Origin of the sequence: Treponema brennaborense DSM 12168 (assembly GCF_000212415.1) — a bacterium.
Taxonomy (GTDB): Bacteria; Spirochaetota; Spirochaetia; order Treponematales; family Treponemataceae; genus Treponema_F; species Treponema_F brennaborense.
On record NC_015500.1, the window covers coordinates 395,051 to 422,038 of the forward strand.

22 protein-coding genes are annotated in these 26,988 nt (G+C 52.0%); 11 read left to right on the forward strand and 11 right to left on the reverse strand.

The annotated features are described in order from the left end of the window. The first annotated feature begins 58 nt into the window (after window positions 1-58). The 3 genes from TREBR_RS01690 (at window position 59) to TREBR_RS01700 (ending at window position 2,548) form a co-directional block, all read left to right on the forward strand. On the forward strand, window positions 59-562 hold the full coding sequence (locus TREBR_RS01690; protein ID WP_041610289.1) for a winged helix-turn-helix domain-containing protein: 504 nt from the start codon (window positions 59-61) through the stop codon (window positions 560-562). A gap of 130 nt (window positions 563-692) precedes the next feature. Next, complete coding sequence (locus TREBR_RS01695; RefSeq protein ID WP_013757509.1) at window positions 693-2,012, forward strand: phosphoadenosine phosphosulfate reductase; 1,320 nt, start codon at window positions 693-695, stop codon at window positions 2,010-2,012. Next, window positions 2,012-2,548, forward strand: coding sequence for an IbrB-like domain-containing protein (locus tag TREBR_RS01700; protein ID WP_013757510.1), 537 nt, complete (start codon window positions 2,012-2,014; stop codon window positions 2,546-2,548). Before TREBR_RS01695 ends, TREBR_RS01700 begins: the two co-directional genes overlap by 1 nt. Window positions 2,549-2,565: 17 nt before the next feature. Here the strand turns inward: TREBR_RS01700 and TREBR_RS13405 are convergent, their stop codons facing one another. The 4 genes from TREBR_RS13405 to metK all read right to left on the reverse strand — a co-directional run bounded on the left by TREBR_RS13405 (window position 2,566) and on the right by metK (window position 7,203). After that, window positions 2,566-4,176, reverse strand: a complete 1,611-nt coding sequence (locus tag TREBR_RS13405; RefSeq protein ID WP_013757511.1) for a methyl-accepting chemotaxis protein — start codon at window positions 4,174-4,176, stop codon at window positions 2,566-2,568. A 336-nt stretch (window positions 4,177-4,512) separates the two neighbouring features. Beyond that, a complete protein-coding gene (locus TREBR_RS01710) occupies window positions 4,513-5,307 on the reverse strand; it encodes a mechanosensitive ion channel family protein (RefSeq protein WP_013757512.1) in 795 nt (264 codons plus the stop codon). Window position 5,308: 1 nt separating this feature from the next. Next, a complete protein-coding gene (gene nth / locus TREBR_RS01715; RefSeq protein ID WP_013757513.1) occupies window positions 5,309-6,016 on the reverse strand; it encodes an endonuclease III in 708 nt (235 codons plus the stop codon). A 14-nt stretch (window positions 6,017-6,030) separates the two neighbouring features. Next, window positions 6,031-7,203 carry a methionine adenosyltransferase gene (gene metK, locus TREBR_RS01720; protein ID WP_013757514.1) on the reverse strand — a complete coding sequence of 391 codons (1,173 nt, stop codon included), beginning with the start codon at window positions 7,201-7,203 and terminating at the stop codon, window positions 6,031-6,033. Between the two features lie 212 nt (window positions 7,204-7,415). Between metK and TREBR_RS01725 the strand changes: the two genes are divergently transcribed. Next, window positions 7,416-7,724 (forward strand): isoamylase early set domain-containing protein, encoded by a 309-nt coding sequence (locus TREBR_RS01725; RefSeq protein ID WP_013757515.1) that lies wholly within the window; start codon window positions 7,416-7,418, stop codon window positions 7,722-7,724. A gap of 76 nt (window positions 7,725-7,800) precedes the next feature. On the opposite strand, the gene TREBR_RS13410 is transcribed toward TREBR_RS01725, so the two are convergent. Continuing rightward, on the reverse strand, window positions 7,801-9,567 hold the full coding sequence (locus TREBR_RS13410) for a dihydroorotate dehydrogenase (protein WP_013757516.1): 1,767 nt from the start codon (window positions 9,565-9,567) through the stop codon (window positions 7,801-7,803). 10 nt (window positions 9,568-9,577) lie between these two features. Continuing rightward, on the reverse strand, window positions 9,578-10,540 hold the full coding sequence (gene pyrF, locus TREBR_RS01735; protein WP_013757517.1) for an orotidine-5'-phosphate decarboxylase: 963 nt from the start codon (window positions 10,538-10,540) through the stop codon (window positions 9,578-9,580). 244 nt (window positions 10,541-10,784) lie between these two features. Between pyrF and TREBR_RS01740 the strand changes: the two genes are divergently transcribed. The 5 genes from TREBR_RS01740 (at window position 10,785) to TREBR_RS01760 (ending at window position 20,638) form a co-directional block, all read left to right on the forward strand. After that, window positions 10,785-12,041 carry a radical SAM protein gene (locus TREBR_RS01740; RefSeq protein ID WP_013757518.1) on the forward strand — a complete coding sequence of 419 codons (1,257 nt, stop codon included), beginning with the start codon at window positions 10,785-10,787 and terminating at the stop codon, window positions 12,039-12,041. A gap of 1 nt (window position 12,042) precedes the next feature. Beyond that, window positions 12,043-13,323 carry a lipase-like domain-containing protein gene (locus TREBR_RS13415; RefSeq protein ID WP_013757519.1) on the forward strand — a complete coding sequence of 427 codons (1,281 nt, stop codon included), beginning with the start codon at window positions 12,043-12,045 and terminating at the stop codon, window positions 13,321-13,323. A gap of 19 nt (window positions 13,324-13,342) precedes the next feature. After that, the gene (locus TREBR_RS01750; RefSeq protein ID WP_013757520.1) at window positions 13,343-17,764 is read left to right on the forward strand and encodes an AAA and adenylate/guanylate cyclase domain-containing protein; all 4,422 of its coding nucleotides are present in this window, start codon (window positions 13,343-13,345) and stop codon (window positions 17,762-17,764) included. 12 nt (window positions 17,765-17,776) lie between these two features. Then, on the forward strand, window positions 17,777-19,540 hold the full coding sequence (locus tag TREBR_RS13420; protein ID WP_013757521.1) for a metallophosphoesterase: 1,764 nt from the start codon (window positions 17,777-17,779) through the stop codon (window positions 19,538-19,540). A gap of 84 nt (window positions 19,541-19,624) precedes the next feature. Further along, window positions 19,625-20,638, forward strand: coding sequence for a DNA-methyltransferase (locus TREBR_RS01760; RefSeq protein ID WP_013757522.1), 1,014 nt, complete (start codon window positions 19,625-19,627; stop codon window positions 20,636-20,638). A 30-nt stretch (window positions 20,639-20,668) separates the two neighbouring features. Here TREBR_RS01760 and TREBR_RS01765 read toward each other — a convergent pair whose 3' ends face one another. The 4 genes from TREBR_RS01765 to TREBR_RS01780 form a co-directional block, all read right to left on the reverse strand. Next, a complete protein-coding gene (locus TREBR_RS01765) occupies window positions 20,669-21,517 on the reverse strand; it encodes an ABC transporter ATP-binding protein (RefSeq protein ID WP_013757523.1) in 849 nt (282 codons plus the stop codon). Further along, the gene (locus tag TREBR_RS01770; protein WP_013757524.1) at window positions 21,517-22,494 is read right to left on the reverse strand and encodes an ABC transporter permease; all 978 of its coding nucleotides are present in this window, start codon (window positions 22,492-22,494) and stop codon (window positions 21,517-21,519) included. The genes TREBR_RS01765 and TREBR_RS01770 overlap by 1 nt, the downstream gene beginning before the upstream one ends. 473 nt (window positions 22,495-22,967) lie before the next feature. Beyond that, window positions 22,968-23,972 carry an ABC transporter substrate-binding protein gene (locus tag TREBR_RS01775; protein WP_013757525.1) on the reverse strand — a complete coding sequence of 335 codons (1,005 nt, stop codon included), beginning with the start codon at window positions 23,970-23,972 and terminating at the stop codon, window positions 22,968-22,970. Between the two features lie 101 nt (window positions 23,973-24,073). Next, a complete protein-coding gene (locus TREBR_RS01780; RefSeq protein ID WP_013757526.1) occupies window positions 24,074-24,376 on the reverse strand; it encodes a helix-turn-helix domain-containing protein in 303 nt (100 codons plus the stop codon). Between the two features lie 139 nt (window positions 24,377-24,515). On the opposite strand from TREBR_RS01780, the gene TREBR_RS01785 reads away from it, so the two are divergent. Then, entirely contained in the window at window positions 24,516-24,863 is a 348-nt protein-coding gene (locus TREBR_RS01785) for a hypothetical protein (protein WP_013757527.1), read from the forward strand. A 30-nt stretch (window positions 24,864-24,893) separates the two neighbouring features. Continuing rightward, on the forward strand, window positions 24,894-25,535 hold the full coding sequence (locus TREBR_RS01790) for an outer membrane beta-barrel protein (protein ID WP_013757528.1): 642 nt from the start codon (window positions 24,894-24,896) through the stop codon (window positions 25,533-25,535). A gap of 91 nt (window positions 25,536-25,626) precedes the next feature. Here the strand turns inward: TREBR_RS01790 and TREBR_RS01795 are convergent, their stop codons facing one another. After that, the gene (locus TREBR_RS01795; RefSeq protein ID WP_013757529.1) at window positions 25,627-26,964 is read right to left on the reverse strand and encodes a cyclic nucleotide-binding domain-containing protein; all 1,338 of its coding nucleotides are present in this window, start codon (window positions 26,962-26,964) and stop codon (window positions 25,627-25,629) included. Window positions 26,965-26,988: the final 24 nt, after the last annotated feature.

Consider the following 26,988-nt stretch of genomic DNA (forward strand, 5'->3'; position numbering starts at 1 on the left):
CGGCTGCCAGAGCAAGTCGCCGTATAATATAATACAATGGTTACGGGAGAGCGTTGCATTGAAAAAAAACATGAGTTTGATCTATTTGGATTCGGAATTTATTGATTGGCTGTGCGACCGATTGATACGGGAAGCACCGGAATGCGTGTGTGCCGGAGAATTGTTGTGCGGCATACGGGATTTGTCTGAGGGTATAATAGAAAACGTTCTGCTCGGTACCGCCGGTAACGAGCAGGCGTTCGATGGTTTTAACGACGATACCCTTTGTATCAGAAATCTGGTCATCTACCCTAAAAGGCGTAAAGTGCTGCTCGGTAAAGTGAAAATCGATTTGACTCCAACTGAATTCGATATTCTCTATTTTCTTGCGCGGAATAGAGGCGTCGTTTTCAGCAAAGAGCAAATTTACCGCGCCGTATGGGGCGAAGGCGTATTATTTACCGACAGCAATATTATGGCGTTTATCCGGAAATTACGGAAAAAAATCGAACCGGATCCCGATAAGCCGGAATATATACTGACGGTCTGGGGCAGCGGTTATAAAATTACCGATTTGCCGTAGCGTGCAGCGATCCTCTCATATCTTGTTAAATCGCAATAAAATTGCAAGTTTTTAGTTATGGTAATAGCGTGTATATTCGATTATACTAACCCCAGCTGCTAATTTTATCAGTGGAAGGGAGTAAAAGAGCTTGCAGCGCAGATATGAGAGTATAAACGTATACGAAGCTTTTCAGCAACGGTTACAATTCATTTTTGCAGAGTTTGAAAATATCTTCGTCGCGTTCAGCGGAGGCAAGGACAGTGCCCTGCTGCTGCATTTGCTCATGGATTATAAAAAAAAGCATAATCTGAGCACTGAAATAGGCGTGTTCCATCAGGATTTTGAAGCGCAGTATCAGGCTACGACGGAATACATTGAATCCGTGTTTGAACGGTATTTATCCGAAATCGATCCGTATTGGGTCTGCCTGCCGATGGCGGTGCGGACTGCAGTGAGCAGTTATCAGATGTACTGGTATCCGTGGGATGACAAAAAAAAGGATATTTGGGTCAGACCGTTGCCGGATAAACCGTACGTAATTCATCAGGGAAACAATCCGTTTTATCTATATAAGTACCGGATGCTGCAGGAAGATTTGGCCAAGCAGTTCGGCCGGTGGTATAAAAAAATACACGGCGACAAAAAAACAGTCTGTCTGCTCGGTATACGTGCGGAAGAATCGCTCCAGCGATACAGCGGCTTTGTAAATAAAAGATACGGATACAAAGAGCAGTGCTGGATTTCCAAACAATTTAAAGACGTGTGGGCGGCTTCGCCGCTGTACGATTGGTCCGTCTCCGACGTGTGGACCGCGTATTATAAATTCGATTATCCTTACAACAAGCTGTATGATCTGTATTATAAAGCGGGACTTAAACCGTCTCAAATGCGGGTTGCCTCGCCGTTTAACGAATATGCAAAAGATTCGCTGAATTTGTATCGGATATTGGAACCGCAGACCTGGACGAAATTGGTCGGCCGCGTGCACGGAGCCAACTTTGCCGCCGTTTACGGAAAAACGAAAGCGCTCGGCTACCGGAATTTGACGCTGCCGGAAGGACACACCTGGAAATCGTATACGCAGTTTCTTTTGTCAACGCTTCCCGTTCGGCTGCGGCACAGTTATATGGAAAAATTCAAAACGTCGATTCAGTTCTGGCATTACACGGGCGGCGGGTTACCTGAAGCCGCTATCGAAGAATTATTTGAAAAAGGATATAAGATTTATAAAAACGGCGTTTCCAATTATACGCTGGACAAAAAGACGCGGGTCGTCTTTCTGCAGAAAATTCCCGACGATACCGACGATATCCGTTCGACGAAAGACATTCCGTCTTGGAAACGGATGTGCTATTGTATTTTGAAAAACGATCATTTATGCCGGTTTATGGGATTCGGCTTGAGCAGACAGGAACAGAACAAAATAAATCTGATACGAAAAAAATATAAAGGTTTAGAGGAGTGGTAATGGAATTTAAAAGTCCTGTTTATCAGGTGATTTCAGTGCCGATAGAAAAAATAACGGCGAATACGTATAATCCGAACAGCGTCGCCCCTCCTGAAATGGATCTGCTGTACGACAGCATAAAAGAAGACGGCTACACGCAGCCTATCGTGTGCTATTATTCCGTGCCGGACGATACGTACATTATTGTTGACGGCTTTCATCGTTATCGCATTATGATGGAGCACCGTGACATTTATCAGCGTGAGCAAGGAAAATTGCCGGTGGTAGTGATCGATAAAGCGCTTGATCATCGTATGGCAAGTACGATTCGGCACAACAGAGCACGCGGTTCCCACGATGTGGATCTGATGAGCAACATCGTCAAGGAATTGCATGACATAGGCCGCAGCGATGCCTGGATTTCAAAGCATCTCGGAATGGATCGCGATGAAATCCTCCGGCTGAAACAAATTACCGGACTTGCGGCGCTGTTTCGGGATACGGAATTCGGCAACGCTTGGGTACCGGAAGACGAAGAGCTGGACGGAGAGTTGTAAAGCCTCGTATGGCCGGCTTAAAGTTCTTCAAAATTGAGTCCGGTATCGGATTGCAGTTGCCGGATGACCTCCGATTCGGAATTATCCGCATCCCGGTCAAATTTGAAATGTCTGATCGTCGTCAGCAGCGTCGCCGCGTGGGATTCAAGCTGTTGCGCCATATCGGCGAGCGCGACGGATTCCGATGCGTTTTCTTCAACGACGCTGTCCAGTTGTGAAATGGCGGCGTTTATCTGTTGAATACCTTTATCCTGCTCGCTGCACGCGCTGACGATTTCCTGTACGAGTTCCGCGGTGGATTCTATGTTCGGGACGACTTGTTCCATGAGTTCGCCTGATTTTTCGGCAACGGCGACGCTCTGCTGAGACAGTTCGCTGATTTCCTTGCTTGCGGTTTGGCTGCGTTCGGCGAGTTTTCGGACTTCGCTCGCAACTACGGCGAATCCTTTTCCCGCTTCTCCCGCACGCGCCGCTTCTATGGCTGCGTTCAGCGCCAGCAGATTCGTCTGGCTCGCGATGCTTTCAATAATCGTGATTTTTGCCGCGATCTGCTGCATGGCGGAAACGGTCTGCTTGACGGCTTCACCGGATATGCGTCCGTCTTCCGCCGTTTTCTTTGCAATCTCGCCGGTTTTCTGAGCATTCATATCGGTCTGGCGTACGTTCGAGGCCATTTCATCCATCGTTGCCGAAAGTTCTTCTATTGAGGCGGCCTGTTCCGACGCGCCGGTACTCAGCGTTTGACTGTTTTTGCTTATCTGCGTGCTGTTGCCGGCCACGTTGATTGCGCCGCTGTGTATCGCGCGGACAATGTCCGTGAGCGATTCGAGCAGGACGTTCAATGCTTTTCCCATGCCGGCGACGGCATCTTTGCCTTCGGTAACTTTCTGTCGGTCTTTGGCTGACAGCTCTTTCATGATAAGATTACCGGTCGACATAAGGGAAAGTCCCGTATGCACCGTGTTAACCGGCCGAATGATCGACTGTGAAAGCAGGTAGCCGATTACAACGGAAAACGCGACGACGGCGGCCATCAATACGACGGTAAACAGGATTTTTTGTGAAACGAGCGCGGTCAGTTGCTGCTGGGCGGCAAGTATGTCGGCGTCGAGCGCCGTGCTTAATTCGGTGAGACTTTTATTGTATTGCGTCGCAATGGCGGACAATGCAGCGTATTCGCTGCCGAAAACGATGCGGCGATCGGCGTTTTTTTCTATTTTTTCGCACCACGTGTTTCCGGTTTCGATGTATGCGGAAAACGCTTGGCGTGCTGTATCGAGTAGCGTTCGCGACGCAGCGCTTACTGAAATCGTTTCAAATTGGTCAAAATTCCGTTTCGCGTCGCTGGCCGCCGTATCCAATCGGTTCGTCATTTCGGAAACGTCTTCACCGTAGGTGACCGACAGTACGATTTTCGGATATGCCTGACGAAGTTCCGCCGAATCTATCAGCAGCGCTTGTAGCAGACTGCTGAGCCGTATCGTCTGCGAATGCGCTTCCTGATACTTTTTTTGGATCGACGTTGCCGTCGAGATGGAAATGATACCGAGTGCAAGCGCGAACGCGGATACAACGGTAAAACAAACGACGATGCGTGCCGTTATTTTTAATTGGCGTAACATACTCATGTTTTTTCTATCCTTATCACAGAAAGAAAAGCTCTCCCTGAACGTATTTTTTTTACATTGCCCTTATTATATAAAATTATATCCGTTGTGTAAATGAAAAGCTGCGTATTATTTCGGGAATCATGTGCAGATTTTATTTTTCATACATAAAGTGGCGTGTGAAAACTGGTCATAAATGTGAAACATATATCAAAATCATTTATTGCTTGCAGAAAAGCGGAAATTCGGCCAAAATCCCTACGAATACAAAATGAATTTTCAAAAAACTCGGCGCGGCTTGCAGATATAACGTATCCGTATCCGCCGCTTCCGTCGTTCCGCGTTATCCTGCTGGTTTTATTGACTCACGTGCACGTCCATCTGCGGAAACGGGATTTCAAGTCCGTTTTCGTCGAACGTTTCCTTGACGGCGATATACGTCTGGTTTTTTACAGCGATAAAGTTTTCGTTTTTAAGCCACACGCCCAAAACGATATCGATTCCCGAATTGCCGAATCCGTCGTAGTATATGATCGGTGCAGGATCCGTGAGCACGAGCGGGCATTTTGCCGGGACGCTCGCGAGCACGTCGTATACGCGCTGCAAGTTTTCCTTGTATGAAACCGAAACGCGCACGTTCAGTCTCCTCGTCGGATAGAACGACGTGTTTTGCAGATTCGTTTTCAGAATGGTTTCGTTCGGAATGCGTACCATTTGGTTGTCAGGCGTTTTGATTTTGACGGAGAGCATGTCGATCGAGTCGACCGTTCCCGACACGCTGTCGACGGTGATGTAATCTCCGATTTTAAGCGAATGTTCGGTCAGTATGAAAAAACCGCTGATGATGTTGCTGAAAGACGTCTGCGCCGCAAAACCGATGGCAATGCCGGCGATTCCCGCCGCACCGAACAGGGCGGTAAATTTTATATCGAAGATGCCGAGTACGTATACGACGACGAGTACGTAAAACGTATATTTAACGACTTTGGACAAAACGGAAACGGTGCGCGGTTTGAGTTTTTTTGAGGAAACTTTTTTGATAAACTTCTGTGTGATTACGTATACGAGAAAAAAAATACCGACGCCGACGGCGGTTGTCAGCAGTTTGTTGAGTATGTCCGGCGTAAAAAATTCCCGCAGTATGTCCAGCATGTCATTCCTCCTGCGCAACGTTATTGCGCATACAGATATCACCGACCGGACATTCGGCACACTGCGGATTTCGGGCGGTGCAAACGTATCTGCCGTGCAGAATGAGCCAATGATGCGCGTGCTGCATATATCGTGCGGGAATCCGCGCGACTAAATCTTTTTCTACGGCTTCGGGCGTCGTTCCGTCCGACAAGCCGAGTCTCGGACTTATTCTGAGCAGATGCGTGTCAACCGGCATCGTCGGTTCACCGTAAACGACGTTCAGAATGACGTTCGCCGTTTTACGTCCGACGCCGGGCAGTTTTTGCAGTTCTTCTCTGGTACGGGGAATGCCGCCGCCGTACTCCGCCGCCAATATGCGGCTCAGTTCCATGATATGTTTTGCTTTGGAACGGTATAAACCGATCGATTTTATGTAGGAAATGAGCGTTTCTTCCCCGAGGTCGAGCATTTTTTGCGGTGTGTCGGCTGCCGCATACAGCGCGGCGGTCGCCTTGTTGACGCTTTTGTCCGTTGCCTGGGCCGAAAGCACTACGGAAACGAGCAGCGTGTACGGATTCGGCGCGGCGAGTTCCGTTTTCGGTTCAGGATTCGCCGCCTTAAAACGCTCGAAGAGTTCCTCAATGCGTTCCGGCGGAAGCAGCCTGAAAGGTTTCTCCGAATGTGTCCGTGCGTGTGCGGATTTGTCCGCTGCGTGTGAACCGTTCATTCGCTTCTGCTCCGTTACGATCGTACCGTTTTTTTGAGCTGGTCGGCTTTATCGGTTTTTTCCCAGCTGAACTCGCTGCGGCCGAAGTGTCCGTACGCCGCCGTTTCGCGATATATCGGTCTTTTCAAATCGAGCGTTTTAACGATGCCGGCCGGCGTACAGTCGAAAACGTCGGGAATCGCGGCGGCAATCATCTGATCGGGAACGGCGCCCGTTCCGAACGTATCGACCATAACGGAGACCGGATAGGGAACGCCGATCGCGTATGCGAGCTGAATTTCACAACGTTCGGCAAGCCCCGCCGCAACGATATTTTTTGCAACGTAGCGCGCCATATACGCCGCCGACCGGTCTACTTTTGACGGATCTTTTCCGGAAAAACAGCCGCCGCCGTGCCGTCCCATACCGCCGTACGTGTCGACGATAATTTTACGGCCGGTGAGTCCGGTGTCGCCGAACGGTCCGCCGATAACGAAACGTCCGGTCGGATTGATGAAAAATTTCGTTTTCGCATCGATCAGCCCCGTCGGTTCAAGAACCGGTTTGATGATTTCTTCTATAAGACTTTCTTTTATGGTTTCATACGCGATTTCCGGATCGTGCTGGTGCGAAATGACGACCGTATCGATGCGGACGGGTTTGTGTCCGTCGTACTCGATCGTAACTTGACTTTTTGCGTCGGGGCGGAGCCACGGCAGCACGCCGCCTTTGCGCAATGCCGTCGCTTTGCGCAGCAGCGAGTGCGCGTACGTAATGGGTGCGGGCATCAGTTCCGGCGTTTCCGTGCAGGCGAATCCGAACATCATCCCTTGATCGCCGGCTCCCTGTAATCCCTTGAATTCCGCAAGTCCGTTTCCGGCGACGCCCTGATTGATATCGGGCGACTGGGCGTGAATCATGTTGAGAACGGCCATAGAATTGCAGTCGAGTCCGTAAGCGGAATCGGTGTATCCGATTTCAGCCGCAATTTTGCGGGCAACTTCCTGTACGTCGACGAACGTTCGGGTCGTGATTTCACCGCCGATAAGCACCAGCGCGGTGGAAGCGAACGTTTCGCAAGCCACGTGGCTGTCCGGATCGTCCTGCAGGCAGGCGTCGAGCACTGCGTCCGAAATCTGATCGCATAATTTATCGGGGTGTCCTTCCCCGACGGATTCAGAAGTAAAAAAGTATGAGTTCCGAGTCATAAAATCCCCTCTAAAATTGTCGTGTTGCGGGAACTGCCGCGTTAAAATGCGGCTGATGCGGGCTGCCTGCCCGTTACGGCAGCTGCGCCGTATCCCGATGTTCTTTTAAATAATAATTTTCCGGTATTCCAGAAAAATACTATACCACATATTTAAAATATAGTATACTGAATTCAAAACCGTGATTGATATCCGTATTGAGGAGGCGTAATATGGCTTTGTATAAAACGTATATGAAGACTCAGAAAATTTGCAAGGTTAAATTCGAACTTTCGGCTGAAGCTGCCGCCGGTGCGGAACGCGTTTGGCTCGCAGGTGATTTCAATAGCTGGAGCAGTGTGGATACTCCCATGAAAAAGCAGAAAGACGGCAGTTTTTCCGTAACCGTTCCGCTGGAAACGGGCTGCGAATATCAGTTCCGCTATCTGCTCGACGGTAAACGGTGGGAAAACGACTGGGCGGCGGATAAATACGTACCGGCACCCTTTTCAAATACGGACAACAGCGTCGTTATCGTCTGATCCGCGCCGGCTGGAACGTCTGGAAAGCACGCCGCTTTTCCGCCGTTCCGTGGCGTTCCATGCGCTTAAAACGGCGTCATTCCGTTTGAGCCGCGCCGCGCAGTTCGTCCAGCGAACGGTATCCTTTGCGGCGCATAAAATTTCCGATTCCTTCAATTATATGCTTCATACACAGCGGATCTGCAAAAGTCGCCGTTCCCACTTGAACGGCACTTGCGCCCGCCATGATGAATTCCACCGCATCCTGCCACGTTGCGATTCCTCCCAAACCTATTACCGGAATACGTTCCCGCTGCGGAAGGCGGTTCATTGACTGAACCAGATCGTATACAAGGCGGAGCGCGAGCGGTTTTACCGCGGGACCTGAAAGTCCAGCCCTGACGTTCGCGAAGACCGGGCGGGCCTTTTCTATGTCGATGGCAATCGCCTGTACCGTATTGATCAGGCTGATTGCGTCTGCACCCGCCGTGCGCACGGCGTGCGCTACGGCGACGACGTCGGGCGCGTTGGGTGACAATTTGACGATAAGCGGTGTGCGCGGCGCAGCTTTGCGCACGGCGGCGGTTACGTCCGCCGCACTGCACGGGTCGAGACCGAACGCCATGCCGCCGGCTTTTACGTTCGGACACGAAATGTTGAGTTCGATCATCGGTACGTCCGTGCCGGCAAGCAGCTGCGCGCCTTTGACGTAAGTTTCGATCGACGAACCGGATAAATTGGCGATTGCGACGGGTTTGAGGGCCAGCATTTGCGGCAGTTCGTGCGCGATAAAATGCGGAATGCCGGGATTTTCAAGGCCGATCGAGTTGATGACGCCCGCCGGCGTCTCGTGCAGCCTGACGCCGGAATTGCCGGGACGGCCTTCAAGCGTCAATCCTTTTGAACAGATGCCGCCGAGCGACTGCACGTCCGCAAGTTCTCCGTATTCGCCGCCGTATCCGAACGTGCCGGAGGCGGCGATGACCGGATTCGCAAAACGGACTCCCGCGATCGTTACCGACAGATCCGGTTCCGCGCCGTCGGTGCAGCTGCCGCGCCGCGTTGCTTCCTGCGGCAGCGGAAACCGTACGATGCTTCCCGGAAAGACCGGGCCGTCTGCGCAGCAGCGTTTGTTGCCTTCGGTCGTCGCGATCGTGCAGCCCAAACACGCACCCATTCCGCACGCCATGCGGGCTTCCATACTCAAATAACACGGAACGTCCGCTTCGGCGCAGATATCGCGGACGTAAGCGAGCATCGGTTCCGGCCCGCAGGCGTACACGGCGCCGTAGTTTTTTTCCCGCAGGGTCCGCACCGTTAAAACGGCCGGAAGCATTCCTTTAACGCCGCGGGAACCGTCGTCGGTGGTTACGGTGAGCGTGCGCGCGCTGATTCTTTCAAGTCCGTACGAACCGGTTTTGAAACAGGCGTAAAAGTCGTACGTTTCCTTTTCGAGCGATTCGGCAAATCCGGCTACCGGCGCGACGCCGATTCCGCCGCCGACGATACATACGGGACCGCGTTCCGGCTGCGGAAACGAATTGCCGACGGGGCCGATGAGCGTAACCGCGCCGCCCGCTTCAAGCGTGCATAATTCGCCGGTACCGGTTCCTTTTTTCAAAATCAGGAATTCAACGGCGGCGGTGTCCGGAGTAACGGTTTCCGCGTGATAGACGCTGATAGGACGGCACAGCAGCGTGCCGGACGGTTCGGCTTTAAGCATGAAAAACTGCCCGGGGCGTATCGGTGAAACGCCGTCGGGAACCGAATACGACACGGTCAGTTTACGGACGCCGCTTGCGACGTTTGACGCCGCGGTTACCGCCGCGTGCGTGTATACGGGATGCGATTCTGAACAGGCCATCGTGCTTCCTTTAACCGCGCAGCAGTTTCTGCGCGTTGCACAGATCCGTTTTTGCCGCCGCCGCCGCTTCCGCCGCCGCGTCGGCTATATCGTTGAGCGTGAGCGTACCGGCGTCGCGTTTCGCTGCGAGCGCTTCGGATTTTTTCCACGCGGTAAGAATGCCGCGCGACGAGTTGACCGTTCCGCCGGCTTTGTTGAGCAGCGTCGCCGCTGCCCGCGCCGCGCCGCCTTGCGCGCCGTAGCCGGGAATCAGAAAGTATACGTCGGGATACGCATCGCGCAGAGATCGCGCGTCGGATTCTTCCGTGCAGCCGACAACGGCGCCCACCGGCGAACAGCGTGCGTCCGGGTATACCTCGGAAAAAGCGCGTCCGATAGACGCTAATTCCGCGCCGACCCGGTCGAGCACCGTGCTGCCGGCGGGGATGCCGTGTGCCGCAGCAAGCGGCAGTTTTTCTATATCGGTCATACCGGGATTCGACGTGCGCAGCAGGACGAAAATTCCTTTGGCGCCGTTTTCCGGACGGGCAAAATCCGTAAAGGAAACGAGCGTGTCAAATCCCATGTACGGATTCACCGTGATGATATCGGCTTCAAAATCGCCGGAAAAATGCGCGCGGGCGTAGGCGCGCGCGGTGTCGGCTATGTCGCCCCGTTTTACGTCGGCGATAACCGGCATTCCCGCGCGGCGGACGGCTTTAAGCGTTTCCGCGTACGACGCGAGGCCGGCGAGCCCCATCGCCTCGTAATAGGCGATCTGTACTTTACAGCACGCAGCCAGTCCTCCCGACGCGCTGCCTTCGGCGATCCGGGAAACGATGGCTTTATTGTACGCGAGCACTGCCTGCGCGGGCGAATCGAACGCGGTGAGCACCGAATTCGGCAGATAAGACGGATCCGTGTCCAGTCCCACACACAGCGGTCCGTTCCGTAAGCCTGCTTCCTGCAGGCGCGACATAGCGTGATTGTTCATGCGGTCAGTATAGCGGATTTTCCGCGCCGTGCAAAGAGCGCGCCCCGAACCGTTCCGCGGTACGCTTTGTACGATGCCGCAGTGCGCCCCAAACCGTTCCGCGGTGTGCTTGGTACGATGCCGCGGTGGTTCCGCGGAGTGCCTCCCGCAAAAAAATAAAACCGATTTCGTTTCCGTCCGTTTTTTCCCGAAGTATGTGTTATAATAATAAGACAGAATAAAATGTTGTAAAGGAGTGTGTTTTATGGTTGGTACCCAGTTGTACGGATTCAGCAAGATCGGAGCGATGCTCGACATGCTGAAAACGCCGTCGATGAAAAAACTTTCACTGCGGGAATTACTTGCGATGAACTACGTTGCAAACGCAAGCAAGCTGACCCGCGTCGGTGACCGGGTGTATATGAATACGTTCACGCCGTATTTTCCGTCTCCGGCTTTCGATCGATACGTCGATGGAGTCATGAAAACGGCTCACGGTGTTCCGACGCCGATCATGATGAATTTTGCGGTTACCGCCGACTGTATCTGTAATTGCTGGCATTGTTCGTTTGCAGACCGTATCAAAAAGAATAAACTTTCAATGGAAGAATTAAAAGACGCTATCCGTCAAATGCAGGATTTGGGTACCAGCATGATAGGTTTTACCGGCGGAGAGCCGCTGCTGCGCAAAGATATGCCTGAAATACTGTCTTTAGTGGGCGATAAATCCATGTCGCTGATGTTTTCCACTGGATTCGGTCTGACGAGGGAACGGGTGCGTGAATTGAAATCCGCCGGACTGGGAATTCCCGTTGTCAGTTTGGATCATTATAATCCCGAAATTCACGATAAACGCCGCGGTAAAGAAGGTATGCACGCAACTGCAATCCGTGCGATAGAAATGTATCAGGCTGAAGGTATGTACGTAGCGGTTTCGTTCGTGCCCGACCGCAGTCTGATTGCCGACCGTGAAGAACTGTATAAAACGTTGGAATTTTTCAAATCGCTCGGCGTAAACGATATGCGCCTGACGTCTCCCATTTTGAGCGGACATTTGAACGATCATCCGGAAGAAAAACTTTCGGCCGACAACGTGAAAACGGTTCAGGAAGTTCAGAAATTCCTGATAAAACATGAAGGCTATCCGGCGTGTTTTGCGTACGACGTGTTTGAAAGCAGTGAATTTTACGGCTGCGGCGCGGGTTTCCATTTCGTATTCATCGATTCGTCCGGAAACGTGTGCCCGTGCGATTTTTGTTCGATTTCACTCGGCAACATCCGCGAGCGGCCTATCCGCGATATTTGGCAGGATTTTTCGCGGACGTTCCGCGCGCCCGGCTGCAAATGCTACGCGAACGTTATCAGCAACGCGATCACTGCACGCAACGTAACGGTACGGCCGCTTTCCGTTGCGGATTCCAAATCCGTTATCGCCGAATGCCCGCCGTTCAATACGCAAACGGTTCCCAAATTTTACGCGAAAATGGGATTCCCGAAAGACAAACTGACGGAACGTCCGTAACATGGCGGCGCATCGGGAACAGTCCGATTCTGCGCCGATCGTCATGGTTCACGGACTTTTCGGCTGGAACGGACAGGAACTGTTCGGTTATCCGTATTTTCGCAGTGCCGAACGGATTACGACGGGACGTAAAGCGCTGCGGTATTATCCTGAGGGGAACGCGCCGCGCCTGCTGTTTCCCGGTACGGGTGCGGTGTCTTCCCTGCACGATCAGGCGTGCGAACTGTTTTATCAGCTTAAAGGCGGAACGGTCGATTACGGCGAAGCGCATTCAGCCGAATTCGGTCATAAACGCTTCGGGCGCACGTACGATGCGCCGCTGTACGCCGAATGGGACGCCGCGCATCCGCTCGATTTCGTAGCACATTCGATGGGCGCCGCCGTCGTACGAATGTTGCAGTATTTGCTGGCTAACGCTTTTTTTCATCGGCCGGACGGGACGGCGTACGAAACGGCGCCCTCCTGGATTCGATCCGTGTCGGCGGTCGCGGGCGTGCACAACGGATCGACGCTTGCGTGGATATTGGGCTGCAGCGAGACCGACGGTACGCTCAAGAATACGGCGAATTTTATCGGTCTGCTGGGTACTCTTTTTGCAAAGTGGCAGAAGCTGTCCGACAAAAATCCCGCCGTCCGCACGTTATACGACTTGCAGCTCGATCAATGGGATATCGGCACGGGAACGCCGCCGTCTGCATTGTTTGCTTCCGATGCGCTGGAGGAATTTTTCAAGTCGCGCGATGCCGCTCCCTACGATTTAACGCCGAACGCGATGGCGCGGTGGAACACGGAATTGATCGAATATCCCGATACCTGGTATTTTTCGTATCCGGTGTGCGCCACGATTCCCGCGTGTTCCGTGCAGCTGCCGCTGTATCCGTTTCTGCATCTGTTTTTGCTGTATTTCGGATTTAAAATGGGAACGTTCGTGTGCGCGCCGGAAAATCCGTTCCGAGCCTTGCAGAAAAAATTTCGGGCGAACGACGGTATGTGCCCGACCTGGTCAGAGCTGCGCCCGATTTTGGGACGAGATTCCGCCGCGGTAACTCCCGCAGCCGCTGCCGCACCTTTCGTGCGGCCGGCGCGTTCCGATTTGCCGGCTTCCGGCGTTTTATCGGCTTCCGGCGGAACGGCAAAAGGAATTTGGCACTGCATGAAACCGGTGCGCGGTCGTGATCATGCCGATGTTGCGATGCTGCCGCGTTTTTTCACGCTTACGGGGACAGACAGACTGTACAAAACCGTTTTCGATAGGATATACTTATTGCGGCGTATTACCTGATTTTTTATGGAGAGAGAAAATGTGTAAAAACGATTGTGTCCGCTGCAAAACTCTCACCGGATTTATTCCTTCCCGCAGAGAAGTTGCTTCCATTATTACGTATTTACCGCATCGAATCGTGAATCAACTTGACGAATGTCCGTGCTGTGTTTTCGAGCGTAATAAAGAACAACTGCGCGGAACCGTCGTGTATATCGATCTGGTCGGATTTACGCCGATCGTCCTGAATTATATCAAGGATGCGCGCGGCCCGATCGAGAATCTGTCCGAAATCTTTTTTGAATATTTTAACCGGCTGATCGAACCCATTCAGAAATTGGGCGGTTCCGTTTATCAGATTGCGGGAGATTCGCTGCTTATCGGTTTTGAACTGCTTGCCGGTGAAACCGAGTATACGAACTGGAATCGGGCCTGGACTGCCGTGCAGATTTGCTGTGCGAACAGTGCTGCGTACAACGCGGAGTGTAAGGAACGGAACGGTTTCGAGCTCGTTCCCAAGACGGGCGTCGGATTCGGTGATTTTTATCAGCTGATAGTCGGCAAGCGCGGCAATCTGCACACTTTGGATGCGGCAGCCGATTCGGATACCGTATCGCTCGGTTCGGATGCCGAGCCGCTTGATTCGGCGCATCCGTACGCAGGCGAACAGTATTTTACCGCGATCATCTGCGGCCGGGCCGTCGACGATGCGGTCAACAGTGAAAAATCGTGCAAACCGGCGCGGATCGTGCTTGCGGCGAGCGCAATGTCCGCCATGCGGAAATACGTCGCTGCGCCGCCTGCGTGTACGCCGATAGGCGACTCGTTTTACGAACTGTCGCCGGCCGGAGACTGGCACGGCGACTATGATCCGGTACAATGCGAACTCGAGTTGAATCGGAAGATCGACGAATTGTCGAACGAACGGTTTTTCGGCCGTGCGCTTTCTTTTACCGCGCCGCAGCTGCACGAACAGATCATCAAAAACTTCAAACTGTTTTCGGGTGAGTATCGCGACGTTTCGTGCGTCATGGTGCAAGTGTCCGGCGATTTTATCGATACGGTCGGCGACGATCGGCAATTTAGCGCCGGTTTCGGTAATTTCAGCAATTTGTACGATATCATTCAGGAAGACGCGCTGCGGTTCGGCGGATTTTTGCTGAAACCGGATATTTCCGACAAGGGAAACGTGTTTCCCGTACTGTTCGGTGCGCCGAACGCGATCGAAAACGCCGAAAAAAAGGCGGTGCTTTTTTCCGATGCGTTGTACAAAAAAAGCATCCAGCTGCCGTTCGTCGATGCGTTGAGCATCGGCATCGCGAGCGGCAAGGTGTATTGCGGTGAAATCGGCTCTAAAATGAGAAAGGATTTTTCGGTCGTCGGCGTTACCGTAAATCTGGCGTCGAGATTTATGACCGCTTCGGGAAAAAATTGCATTTTTACGGATGAAGCGACTAAAAACGCCATTCCCGATTTGTGCGAGTTCAGTGAAAAAATGCTGATCAAGGCGAAAGGTTTTACCGAACCGCAGCCGGTGTACCGGATACTTTCGGTGAGGCACGCGGGCGGTTCCCGTAAGAAATCGGTGCTGATCGGTAGGCGTGAAGAATTGGAATTTTTGAAAAGCCGTCAAAAGCTTTCCGAAGCGGGCAACCGACTGATCACCGGTATTATCGGCGACGCCGGTATGGGAAAATCGTTGCTGGTAGAAACGCTGTTGGAAGATATCGGGCGCGGACGCAGTGTACCGGAGATCATTTGCGGGTCGTGTTACCAGTACGAGCAGACGACGACGTTTTATCCGTGGCGTGAAATTGTGCGGACTATGTTCGATATTCCCGAAGCGTGTCGGCCGGAAGAATTGGAAGAACTGCTGCGTGAAAAGACGGAGCAACTGTTCAGTGATGAACAGAAAAAATGGACGGTGCCGTTTTTTATCATGATGGGCTGTCTGGTTGAAGAACCTGACGAAATAAAAGACATCGATCCGTCCATTAAACAGATGAAAATATTTTCACTGGTCAATCATATCCTGTCCGACCGGGCGCAAGATCATCCGGTAGTTATCGTCATAGAAGACATACATTGGATAGATCATCTTTCATTAAAACTCGTGGAATACTTGGGTGCGGCGGTTGCCGATTCGCCGGTGCATTTCATTTTGCCGTCGCGGCAGGAAGACTGTTTTGCGCACGTAAAATCGTGCCACAATGTGTCCGTTTTGCACTTGAAAAAACTGGAACACGACGCGGCGTTTGAACTCGCACAGCGGCTTTTAAATTCGGAATCGGAAGAAGCGGTGCTGATAGAAAAAATTATCGGAGCCGCCGACTGCAATCCGTTCTTTATAGAAAACATCGTACTCAATTTGGTAAGCGAAGGATCGCTGCAGGAACTCGACACGGGTAAACGGCGATTGGTAAAGTCGATAGATCAGATCGTGATTCCGTCGTCGATTCAGGGAATCATTCTCTCTCGGCTCGATTCGCTGAAATTCGACGAGCAGATTATCATCAAAACGGCGTCCGTAATGGGGAGAACGTTCATTCCCGAAATACTGCAGGCGGTCATTCCGCCGTCCATTCCGGAAAACGTGTTCAAAACGGCGCTGTATCATTGTGAAGCGAACAATTTCATTCTGTGCGAACAGGCGGAAACGGTCAACTATATTTTCAAACACGTGATGATTCGCGACGCGCTGTACAACACGCTGCTTGAACGGACCCGGCATGAAATAAACAAATTGCTGCTTTTGTATTTGGAACACGCGTTCAAAGACAACCTGATTCCGATCTGCGAACGGTTGGCGTATCACAGCATCGAGTCGGGCGACACCGAGCGGATCATTACGTATTCGCTGATGGCCGCGTCGAAGGCCGAAAAACAGTATGCGATTCAGGAATCCGTTCATCATTACGAAAACGCGCTGCGCTCCATTGAAAACAGCGGCGACGCGCTCGTTCTGAAAAAACTCGGATCCGTGCAGCTGCGGCTCGCCTCCGTTTACCGGCAAAGCGGCGAATATCGCAAAGCCGTCGCCCTCTATAACGAGGCAAAAAAATCCGCGGCTTCCAAAATGGAACTCGCCGAAATTTGGCGCGGAGTCGGGCATTGCTATCAGGAACAGGGCTCGTTTTCCGACGCTATCGGCGCGCTTGAAACGTCGCTCAAGCTGCTCGGTATTCACACGCCGAAGCGCCCGGTATACATCGGGCTGTCTCTTGTGCGTGAAGTGCTCGTTCAGGTGTGCAACTGGCTGTTTTTTAAAGATTCCGCGATTCAGGCAAAAAACGCGCAGATCGATCGGATTGAAAAAATATGCCAGAATTTTCTGGTGTTGGACAAGCTGTATTATTTTGACCGTGCCGAAAAATTGGCCTGGTCTACGATTGCCGGGCATAACATGGCGGCAAAACTGGCGGGGCGCAGCGATATCCGCTGCATTTCAAACGCGGATTACGGGGTAACGCTGCTGAGTATCGGTATGCTCAAGCTGAGCCGCCACCAGTTCGGCATTGCCGAAAAGGCATCCGAGGCGATGTCGAACGCGACCGTTTCCAGTATCTATAAGGCGCGGTACGCGTTCTTCTATCTGTTTTACAATCAGCCTATCAGGTCGATGCAGCTGTTGGAAGAAGCCGTCGCGCATTTCCGCAACGCCGGTGAAATGTGGGAACTGATGACGGCGGAAGGCGCGCTCGCGCAGAATTATTTTTTGATCAGCGACGTGCGGAAATCGGAAAAAGCGTACCGCGAATCAGGCGATATTGCGACGCGGCTCAACTCGCCCATGCACATCGGTTGGGCGTATAATAAAATTCCGTTCATAAAATACTTATGTGCGGAACTTGCCGCGCGTGAAGCCGAGCAGGTACTGAAAAAAGGTATCAAGCTGAGTGCTTCGACGAACGATCACATGACGCTGTGCATCCATTACGGTCATTTGTGCTACATTGCGGAAAAAGAAAAAAACGTTCAGAAAACGGTTGAATACGTGCGGCAGATTATGCGTGAAAATGAAAAATATCCGGTCAATATTCCCCACGTCAAAATATCATACGTAAACGCGGCGGAGGGGATTCTGTTCGTGCTTGAACGGATTGCCGACGGCGCCGTCGATGCGTCGGACCTGCCGTGTTCGGTTTTTAAACTGGAAAAACTGCTGCGCCGCGCGCTGAAACAGGCCGAACGGCTGGGCGAGACGTTCGATTTGATAAAAGGCGGCGCGCTGCGTGCGCAGGCACGGTATGCGCGGTATTCGGGTAATACCGGCAAAGCTGCCCGGCTGGCGCTGCTTGCCTCGGATTTTCTGAAAACGACGCCGTTCCGGTGGGAATATGCGAACGCGCTGCTCGAAACTGCGCGCTGCATCCCCGAACGTGCGGAAGCGTGCCGCAGTAAGGCGCGCCGCATTTTTACGGAATGCGGTATGCACGGCGAAGCGCAGCGAATGGGTGAATAAATCGGAGGAAGCATGGAAGATACGAGTATCAGGACATATTCAAAATTAAAACAATGGCCGAAGCGCGTCCGGCAGGCGTTGTTCCGTTTCTTTTTATACGGCGCGTCGCTGATTGCGGGAGAAGTTGCGTTTTATACGATTACGAAAATCGGCCGTTCGATAAAACCGATTGCATGGCTGTTTACGTATCAATGGAGCGTCGATCCGCGGTTCCATTTGGATACGATTTGGGACACGGGTGTCGTGCCGATTTCAAGTCTGTACGGGCAGGCGAGTTTGTATATGTTTTTGGTATACGGCGCTATCTGCGTGTTCGGCCTTGAGCCGGCGTACCGGTGGCTTAAAAGCAAGAACGTTCCGGCGTTTTTCCGCGGGGTGCTGTATATGTTCATCATCCTGTTTATGGAGTGCCTGCTCGGCTGGGTGTTGCGGGGCATAACCGGTTTTGATATTTGGTTTTATGCCGATGCCGGCGCCATTCTGCGGTATACCAGTTGGGCTATCGCGCCGATGTGGTTTATCTGCGGCATGATTTCGGAAAACGTGATCAATTTGATAGATTCGTTCGACGCCCTGAAATTCAGGTTTTACGGATTCGACGGATACACACCGGAAACGGTCGGAACGGAAAAGCCGCGTACGAAGACCGTTTTTTTGAGTGACATTCATATTACGCACGGCAGGCGTTCCGCCGTTTTCAGCAAGGCGTATCCGTATCAGCTTGCCGTCGTACTGCGCAAATATGCGTACGACGTGCGGGTAAAAGAATTGGTGCTGCTCGGCGATATTTTCGATACGTGGATGTACGGCGTCGACGAGCGGCCGCTTTCCATTCCGGAAATTATCAAGCTGTGGGAACGGACGCCGCTGATGGATTCGCTCAAATTATGTTTGGAACGGATTCCGCAGGTGTATTATATTCCCGGCAACCACGATATGGAAGCGACGCGGGAGCGGCTTACCATTGAAGGTGTTGAAAAGCAGCTGCTGTGCGTTTCTCCGGGCGGCTTCAATAAACTTCATGCAAACGAAGGATTGTACGCGGAGCACGGTAACCGCGTCGATCTGTTCAATGCGCCCGATACGGCGCAGGACGCGCTGTGCGGACTGCCGCTCGGTTATTTTATGACGCGCATCGCCTGTTCGACTGCGGAACCGGAAAAGGTGCTGCATCGGATTTCAAAAGAACGGATTCTGGCTCGGAGTTTGAAGGAATTCGCGCAGTTTGCCGGTTCTTTGGATACGCGGCAGATGCAGGCGAACTGTGAGCTTGCGGGGCAGAGCAGCGTGCTCGTGAAACTGATTGTGGACGTTTTGGTCGCGTATGCGAACCGGAAGCGGAACGGGCTGCCCAAATTGACCGACGAGACGACGATTTTAATGGGAGCGGAAAACGATTCCGTTACTATCGGCGACATAAAGAAATCGTACGGATCGCTTTTTATCCGATGGTTCGAGCGCAAAGACGTTCCGTTCGTCAAAAGCATTTTGGCCGCCGCCGGTAAGCACGGACTCGACTGGTATGCGGACAGTTTGTGCGGCGGTAAGGATTTTCGGCTCTTTTTTTCACGGCTTTTGTGCCGCAACAAGGTTGAAAAAATCATCGTATTCGGGCATACTCATTGCAGCGTCAAATCCTTTATTCAAAACAGGAAAATCCCCGGTTTGTATGTGAATACCGGCTGTTTTTGTAAAACCGGCAAAGATCGTTCCCCCACCTGGGTGGAAGTCGTTGAGCGGAACGGAAAGCTGAAAGCGTTTATCCGCCGGTTTTAGCCGAACGGCAGGTCGTTTTAAAGCGCCGCCGTTTTTGGGGATACGCGGCCGAGAGACGATACGGTAAGGAATGGTTTCACCGGAATGGAAGAAAAAAAACGTTCATCCCGCAATAAAACGCTGATTTTGACGGACAGCGAACGGAATGCGTATCGGCGTGAATTGCGGTACGTTTCCGCTGATAGCGGCGACTGCGGCGAAGGTTCCCGTGAAGGTGCACGCGCACAAAGCGGCAAAGGTGCACGGGACGGTTCCCTTTTTTCCGCAGAATCGCTCGACGGCAGTTTGTTCTGCGGCGACCTGTTCGACGTGCTGCCGCGGCTTCCCGCCGAATTTGCCGATTTGCTGATTTTGGATCCGCCTTATAATCTTGATAAAACGTTCGACGGAATGCGGTTTTCTGCAACTGATCACAGGCAATATTCGGCATATCTTGAAAGCTGGTTTACGCCGCTGCTCGAAACGCTCAAGCCGAACGGTTCGCTGTATCTGTGCGGTGACTGGAAAAGTACCGGTTCGTTGTTTTTGCTGCTTGAAAAGCACGCGCACATTCTGAACCGGATCATCTGGCAGCGTGAAAAGGGACGCGGCGCGCTGCGTAATTGGAAAAACAACTGCGAAGACATTTGGTTCGCGGTAAAATCGCCGCAGGCCGAATATTATTTCGACGCGGAAGCCGTAAAGCAGAAGCGCCGCGTCATCGCGCCGTACCGTGAAAACGGCGCGCCGAAGGACTGGACGGAAAGCGACGGCGGCAAATATCGGCTGACTTCCGCCGGAAATTTTTGGGACGATATTACCGTTCCGTATTGGTCCATGAAGGAAAACACGCCGCATCCGACGCAAAAGCCTGAAAAACTGTTGGCAAAGCTTATATTGGCAAGTTGTCCGCCGGGCGGAATGGTGTTCGATCCGTTCGCCGGTTCCGGTACGACGCTGACGGCGGCAAAAAAGCTCGGCCGCCGGTTTTGCGGTATCGAGCGCAGTGAAGAATACTGTCTGTTTGCACGTAAGCGGCTTGCGCTTGCCGAAAGCGACCGTTCGATACAAGGATACCGCGACGGCGTTTTCTGGGAACGTAATTCCGCCCCGCAGTAACGCGCCGCGGCCGCCCTGTGCGGAAGCCGCTTACTGCAACAGAATGCGGTCGCTGGCGGCGTTCGGGTTTTTTATCGAGCGGAACCGTTCTATAAGATCGTCGAGCGTGAGCCGTTCCTTTTCCTGCGCGTTTATGTCGAGAATGATGCTGCCCGCGTCCATCATCAGGAGGCGGTTGCCGTATTCGAGCGCGTGATTCATATTGTGCGTGATCATCATGACGGTGAGCCCGTATTCTTTTGCGAATTTAAGCGTCAGATTCATGACGATATCTGCGTTCGCCGGGTCAAGGGCGGCGGTGTGCTCGTCGAGCAGCAGCAGCGCGGGCTTGGACATGACCACCATGAGCAGGGTGAGCGCCTGCCGCTGTCCGCCCGAAAACTGTTCGACGTTGTCGTGCAGGCGATTTTCAAGTCCCATATTCAATTCGGTAAGGCGGCTCCTGAAATAATTCCGCGTTTTATTGTTCAGACTGATTTTGAGTCCTTTGTAGCCTTTGCGGGAACAGATCATCATGTTGTCTTCAAGCGTCATTTTTCCGGCGGTACCCAGCAGCGGATTTTGGAATATGCGGCCGATGTAGTGCGCGCGCCGGTATTCGCGGTCGCGGGTGATGTCACGCTGCCCGTCCGGCATTTTCGCACGCGGGGCGGATATTTGCGTTGCGGTGATCTGCGGCATGTCGAGCAGAATGCGGCCGTTCGTGGGAGTGAGCGTTCCCGCGATAACGTTGTACAGGGTCGATTTTCCGGCTCCGTTGGAACCGATGACGGTGATGAAGTCTCCCTTATTGACGGACAGGTTGATATTTTTGAGCGCGACGTTTTCATCCGGCGTTCCGGCGGCGAACGTCATGCCGATGTTTTCCAGCGTAAGCATTATTCGTTTTCTCCTTTCGCGACCATGTCGGGAGCGGCGTTGCTACCGGCGGGAGTGGTATGGATGCCGGCGGGTTTCGCCGTGCGCCCTTTGCGTATTTTGTCGAGGATACCCGTTTGTGACAGAATCAGGCAGACGATTATCAAAATGCCGGTGATGAGTTTAAGGTCGTTCGCGGTCATGCCGATTTTGTAGCCGTACATGCGCGCTACGAACATAAGCGCGCGGTAGACGACGGAGCCGAGCAGCACGCGGAACGTGAGCAGTCCGATCCTGTTCGATTTCAGCAGGAATTCACCGAGCATGAGCGAGGCGAGTCCCGAAACGACGATGCCGGTTCCCGATCCGACGTCCGCGAATCCGTTGTACATGGCGGCAAGCGCTCCCGCCGCCGCGGCCAGTCCGTTTGCAAGGCAGATACCGACCGTTTTTATCACCTGCGGATTCATCCCCTGCGACATGATCAGCTGCGGATTCGAGCCGAGCGCACCCATCGTGAGTCCGAAGTCGGTGTGAAAAAACAAATCGAGCAGTATCTTGACTGCGGCTGCGACGAGTATCAAAAAAACGACGGTCAGCAATTCCGGCGCGGCTCCGGTTCGTTCCGCCAGGCGGCTGATACCGGAAAAAACGGTGTCCACTTTCAGAAGCGAAACGTTCGCGCGGTTTGCCATGATGCGCAGGTTCACCGAATACAGCATGGTCATGGTAAGAATACCGGAAAGCAAATCGGGAACGTGCAGTTTGGTATGAATCAGCGCCGTAACGAGACCTGCTCCCATGCCGGCTGCGAACGCGGCGAGCAGTGCCGGAACGGGATGCACTCCGTTGATGAGCAGCATCGCCGTTACCGCTGCGCCGAGCGGAAACGAACCGTCTACGGTCATATCCGCAAAGTTCAGCACGCGGAACGTGATGAACACGCCCAGCACCATAAGACCGTATATCATTCCTTCTATTAATATGCTTTCTATCATGACATATCCTGTTATTGTAAATAGTAACAGAATTATAACACGGTTTGCAGGTCGTGCGCAAGCGTTGCGGTGCCGGACGTCAGGACAGGCGCATTACTTTGTGCCGGAAAACTGTATCGACGTACTGTTTTCACGTTCAAACCTTACTGTTTTCACGTTCAAACCTTACTGTTTTCACGTTCAAATCCTACTGTTTTCACGTTCAAACCTTACTGTTTTCACGCTCAAACCTTACGGCCGTGGTTCTCAAACCTTACGGCCGTGGCTCTCAAACCTTACGGCCGTGACGCTCAAACCTTACGGTCACATTCTAAAAGAAGCTGTTTTGATTGAGTTCGATAGCCGGGCGCTTTCATGCCTTCTTTTTCCGGACAGAAAGCGCTTGTGCAAGGCTCTTCAACTTTTATAATCCGGTTTGCAGGCCGTGCGCAAGCGTTGCGGTGCCGGACGGACGTCCGGCAAAAGAATCCGATTTATTTCTGAGTAAGCGTGCCGTTCCGGTAAATCATGTTCGCGCTGTCAACGTAGGTTTGGGGAACGGTGATTCCGCACAGTGCGGCGGCGTCGAGGTTTATCAGCAAGTCCGAGTCGGACGGTTCGGTCATGAATCGGACGGGAATGTCGGCGGGCTTTGCACCGTTGAGAATCTGTACGACCATTTCTCCCGTAGCGTATCCGGCTTTGTAATAGTTGAACCCGGAGGCAATAAGGCAGCCGCCGTTCATTGCGCCGGTAACGTCGCCGGAGAATATCGGTTTGCGGGCTTTATCGAACACTTGAATGAGCGAATTCAGCGCCGAAAACACGGTGTTGTCGGTGGTAAGATAGACGCCGTCTACGCGGCTGACGAGCGCTTCGGCAGCCTGTTTGACTTCCGCCGAGGTTGAAATGGATTGGGTTACCAGTTTTATGCCGAATTCGTCGCAGGCCGATTCAACCAGGGCGAGCGCGGAAACGGAGTTCGCTTCATTGCTGGTGTAGATGTAGCCGAGCGTTTTGATTCCCGCGATATCTTTGAACATTTTAATATGCTCGCGGGTAGGAATGGCGTCCGACATGCCGGTAACGTTGCCTTCTCCGTGTGCGAGCGTCGAAACCAATCCGGCGCCGACGGGGTCGGTGATGGTACCGAACACGACGGGGCGGTCTTTGATGGCTGTGGCGAGTGCGACGGCGACGGGGGTTGCGATACCGACGGCGACGTCTACCTTTTCGGCTTTGAATTTTGCGGCAATTTGGGCTGCGGTGTTGACGTCGCCGTTGGCGTTTTGCAGGTCGTACGTTACGCTGAATCCCGCGTCGTTAACGGCGTCGATGATGCCCTGTTCGACTTGATCGAGCGCGACGTGCTGGACGATTTTTGCGATGCCGATTTTTACGGTTCCGTCGTTTGCGGCGGCGGTGTCTTTCGTTCCGCCTGCGAAAAGCGCTGCGGAGGCGAGGGCTGCCGTGAACAGCAGGGTAAGTGTCTTTTTCATGTATTGCTCCTTTTTCTTTATACGATACGATCGGTATGTTGTTACTATTTGAAGTAACAAGAGCAGTGTACCGGAGTTTGTGCGGTGTGTCAAGCGGTTTCTTACAGCAAATTGAGCGCGTCGGTTACGGTGCGGATGACGAGCGCTTTCGCTTCATGTGAAAGTATTTCCGCCGCAGGCTCTTTTTCAGCGGCGGGATCGGCGAACAGCCGTGCCGGGGGTATTTCCAGTACCGCTGCCATGACGAGGATAAGATCGAACGACGGCTTCGCCGCGCCGCATTCGATATTGCCGATCGTTCCGTTTGAAACGTCGCAGCGCTCGGCGAATTCGCTTTGCGAAAATCCTTTTTGCTTCCGAAAAAATTTAAGATTCCGTATAAACTGGATGTGATAATCGGACATTTTCTCAGTATAAAATGAAAAAATATTCATTGATATATATTTTAACTGAGGGTAAACTAAGATCGTGCTCAGTTATAATGAGTGAAAAGAATATGAGTAAGTTTTTCCTCTTTTCCAATGTTTTTTATCGGAGGTTGTATTGAAACGTATTTTTCTGATTGCGGTCGCCGTTATGTTCTTATTCGGCAGTTGTACCGTGGTCGTTTCCGCGCCGGAAAATTCCGGCGGCAGCGGAGACACCGTTCAATACCCTGTTTTAATTCCCGAATTTGAAGCGGGAACCGTATGGAAGATTTCGAATTCCTATGCTCCTGCGAATAGCTGTGTTTATTTGGAATTTAACAATTCTACTTCCGGCGATGTCTACGTTTACGACTCGTCGTCTTCTTCTTGGGAAAGCGAGGAATTCGGATATGTTTCTGAAACGGGTATTTTAGTATTAAACGGGGAATCCGCACTACGATGCTTTCTCGTAAGCAATCAATAGAAAGCAATGAAATGAAAGGAGAAAGATTGTATGAAAAAGGTGTATGTAATTATTTTTACGTTGTTTACAGTCATATGGAGCGGTTCTGCATTAACTTTCGGTATTCGCGGAGGTGTTTCATACGGATTAGGTACCTCTTGGTCTGATTTTGGTGCGAATTTTTCCGGTAATTTTTCTGTTAGAGATGATATTCCCATAGGTGGAAACATAGCAGTATACAGTGCTTTTCCGGTAAATGGTTTTCTTTTTTTTCAACCGGAGTTTTCTTTTATGATAAACAACGGTATGGGGGTAAGCATCAAAGAGTCAGGACTTTCGACGAGTATGCAGTTAAAATATTCGTCCCTTGATATTCCGATTCTTGTCGGATTCTCCTTCCACTCTTTCAATAAAATGAGGTTATGTTTTCTTGGCGGATTATATCTTTCATTCCCCTTGGGAGAAATGGAAGTGAGCACTTCCTCTGACGGAAAAACGGAGAGAGTTGCCATTTCGTCTGGACTCATTTGGGGGGTTACCGGTGGCATTTCCTCGGTAATCCCTTTTAAAACCGGAGCCTTTATTGTCGATTTACGGTATCTTTCTGATTTTCGTTCTATAGAAGTAGCATACATATCTATGTTTACAAGACGAACATTCGTCCTGTCAGTAGGATACGAATTCCGGTTTTAACCGTTGTTACGCCGGACTCTGAATCAGCGCCGAACGGAAAACGTGTGAACTGAGCGGGACACACGGTCCGTTCGGGATACGCGCGGCCCGTTCAGCTTTCGCCTGCGTCGCGGTTTTCGGCGGATGCCGGCTGTAGCCCGTTCAAGCGGCTCAGCTCCGATTGGAGCGCCACCGTTTTCTGCGTTTGGGTTTGCAGCCGTGCGGCGAGCAATTTGGACAGAAACAGTCCGTAATGCGGATATTTACGCAGGAGCTGCAAAAAGTCGATTTTCGGAATCTTGATGAGTTTTCCGGTATCGGCAGACATGAGCGACGCCGAGCGGCGGTCGTTCAGCAGGAACGACATTTCTCCGATGAACATGTCCCGGGGAGTAAGTACGTGAACCAATCGGTTGTTCGAGTAAACGGCGTATCGGCCCGATACGATAAAATATAAGTCGTTGGTTAATTCGTTTTGTCTGCACACAATCTGTTTCGGTGCAAACGTGATTTCTTGGTACGGTTTCATGGCAACCGGAACCGAGTTCGTCGAATCCCGTACGTTGCTGATGGAAAACGAAACGCTGTTGCCTTTTTCATTATATGAAAGCGTTTTGACCAGATCGGAAGACAGCCGTATGCCGCGTCCGTGTGTTTCTTCCGGAGCGGCGGAAACGTGCGACCGCCAATCGAAGCCCGCCCCCTGATCCGTGATACGGAACTCGGAACGTTCCGCACCGATAACGTAATCGATCCTTATCTTCCGCGCGGCGATTACCGGATCCGCGTTCCGTTCGGCGATCAGTTCCAGTATGTTTCCGCCCGCTTCCAGACAGGCACTCTTATCCTGATACGAAATTTCGCAGTTTCCGTGTTCAAGCGCGTTGGTCAGCAATTCCATGAGCGTCGTAAACAAATTGAACCGATCGTCGTTGCTGATACGGTTGGAACAGTACAGATAGTTTACCAGAAAACCGGTGTACAGGCGCAGTTCGATCGGATTGTTGCCGCAGACGAATTGTCCTTGTTCTTTTGCTCCCAACTGTTCCTGCATTCGCCGCGTAAACAGGAATTGTTGGTTCTGCCACAGCATTCCGAGCAGAATGGTAAAATTCTGCGTGAACGTATACATCGTCTGCGTGATAAGTATGTTCGGATTTTTGCGGTCTTCCGCTTCCTGCGCTTGCGCCGGTGTTGCAGTAACGGCGATAACGCCGCCGTTGTGCAGCCACGGATCGGAATCGATCGCCGCCAATACTTTTTCGGCTCCGCCCGCATCCGCCGAAAAATCCAAGATTTTTATTTCCGGCAGTTCGTAATCCATAAATACGACGGCTTCCGCCGCGTCGATGAAAAATACCGGTTCAAAAAGTTTTTCAAAATGTTTACAAGCCGATTTTACGGTGTGAATCACCCGGTCGTTGTCGGAATATACCAGAATTTTCTTCATATTCGTATAGTATACGGCAAGATT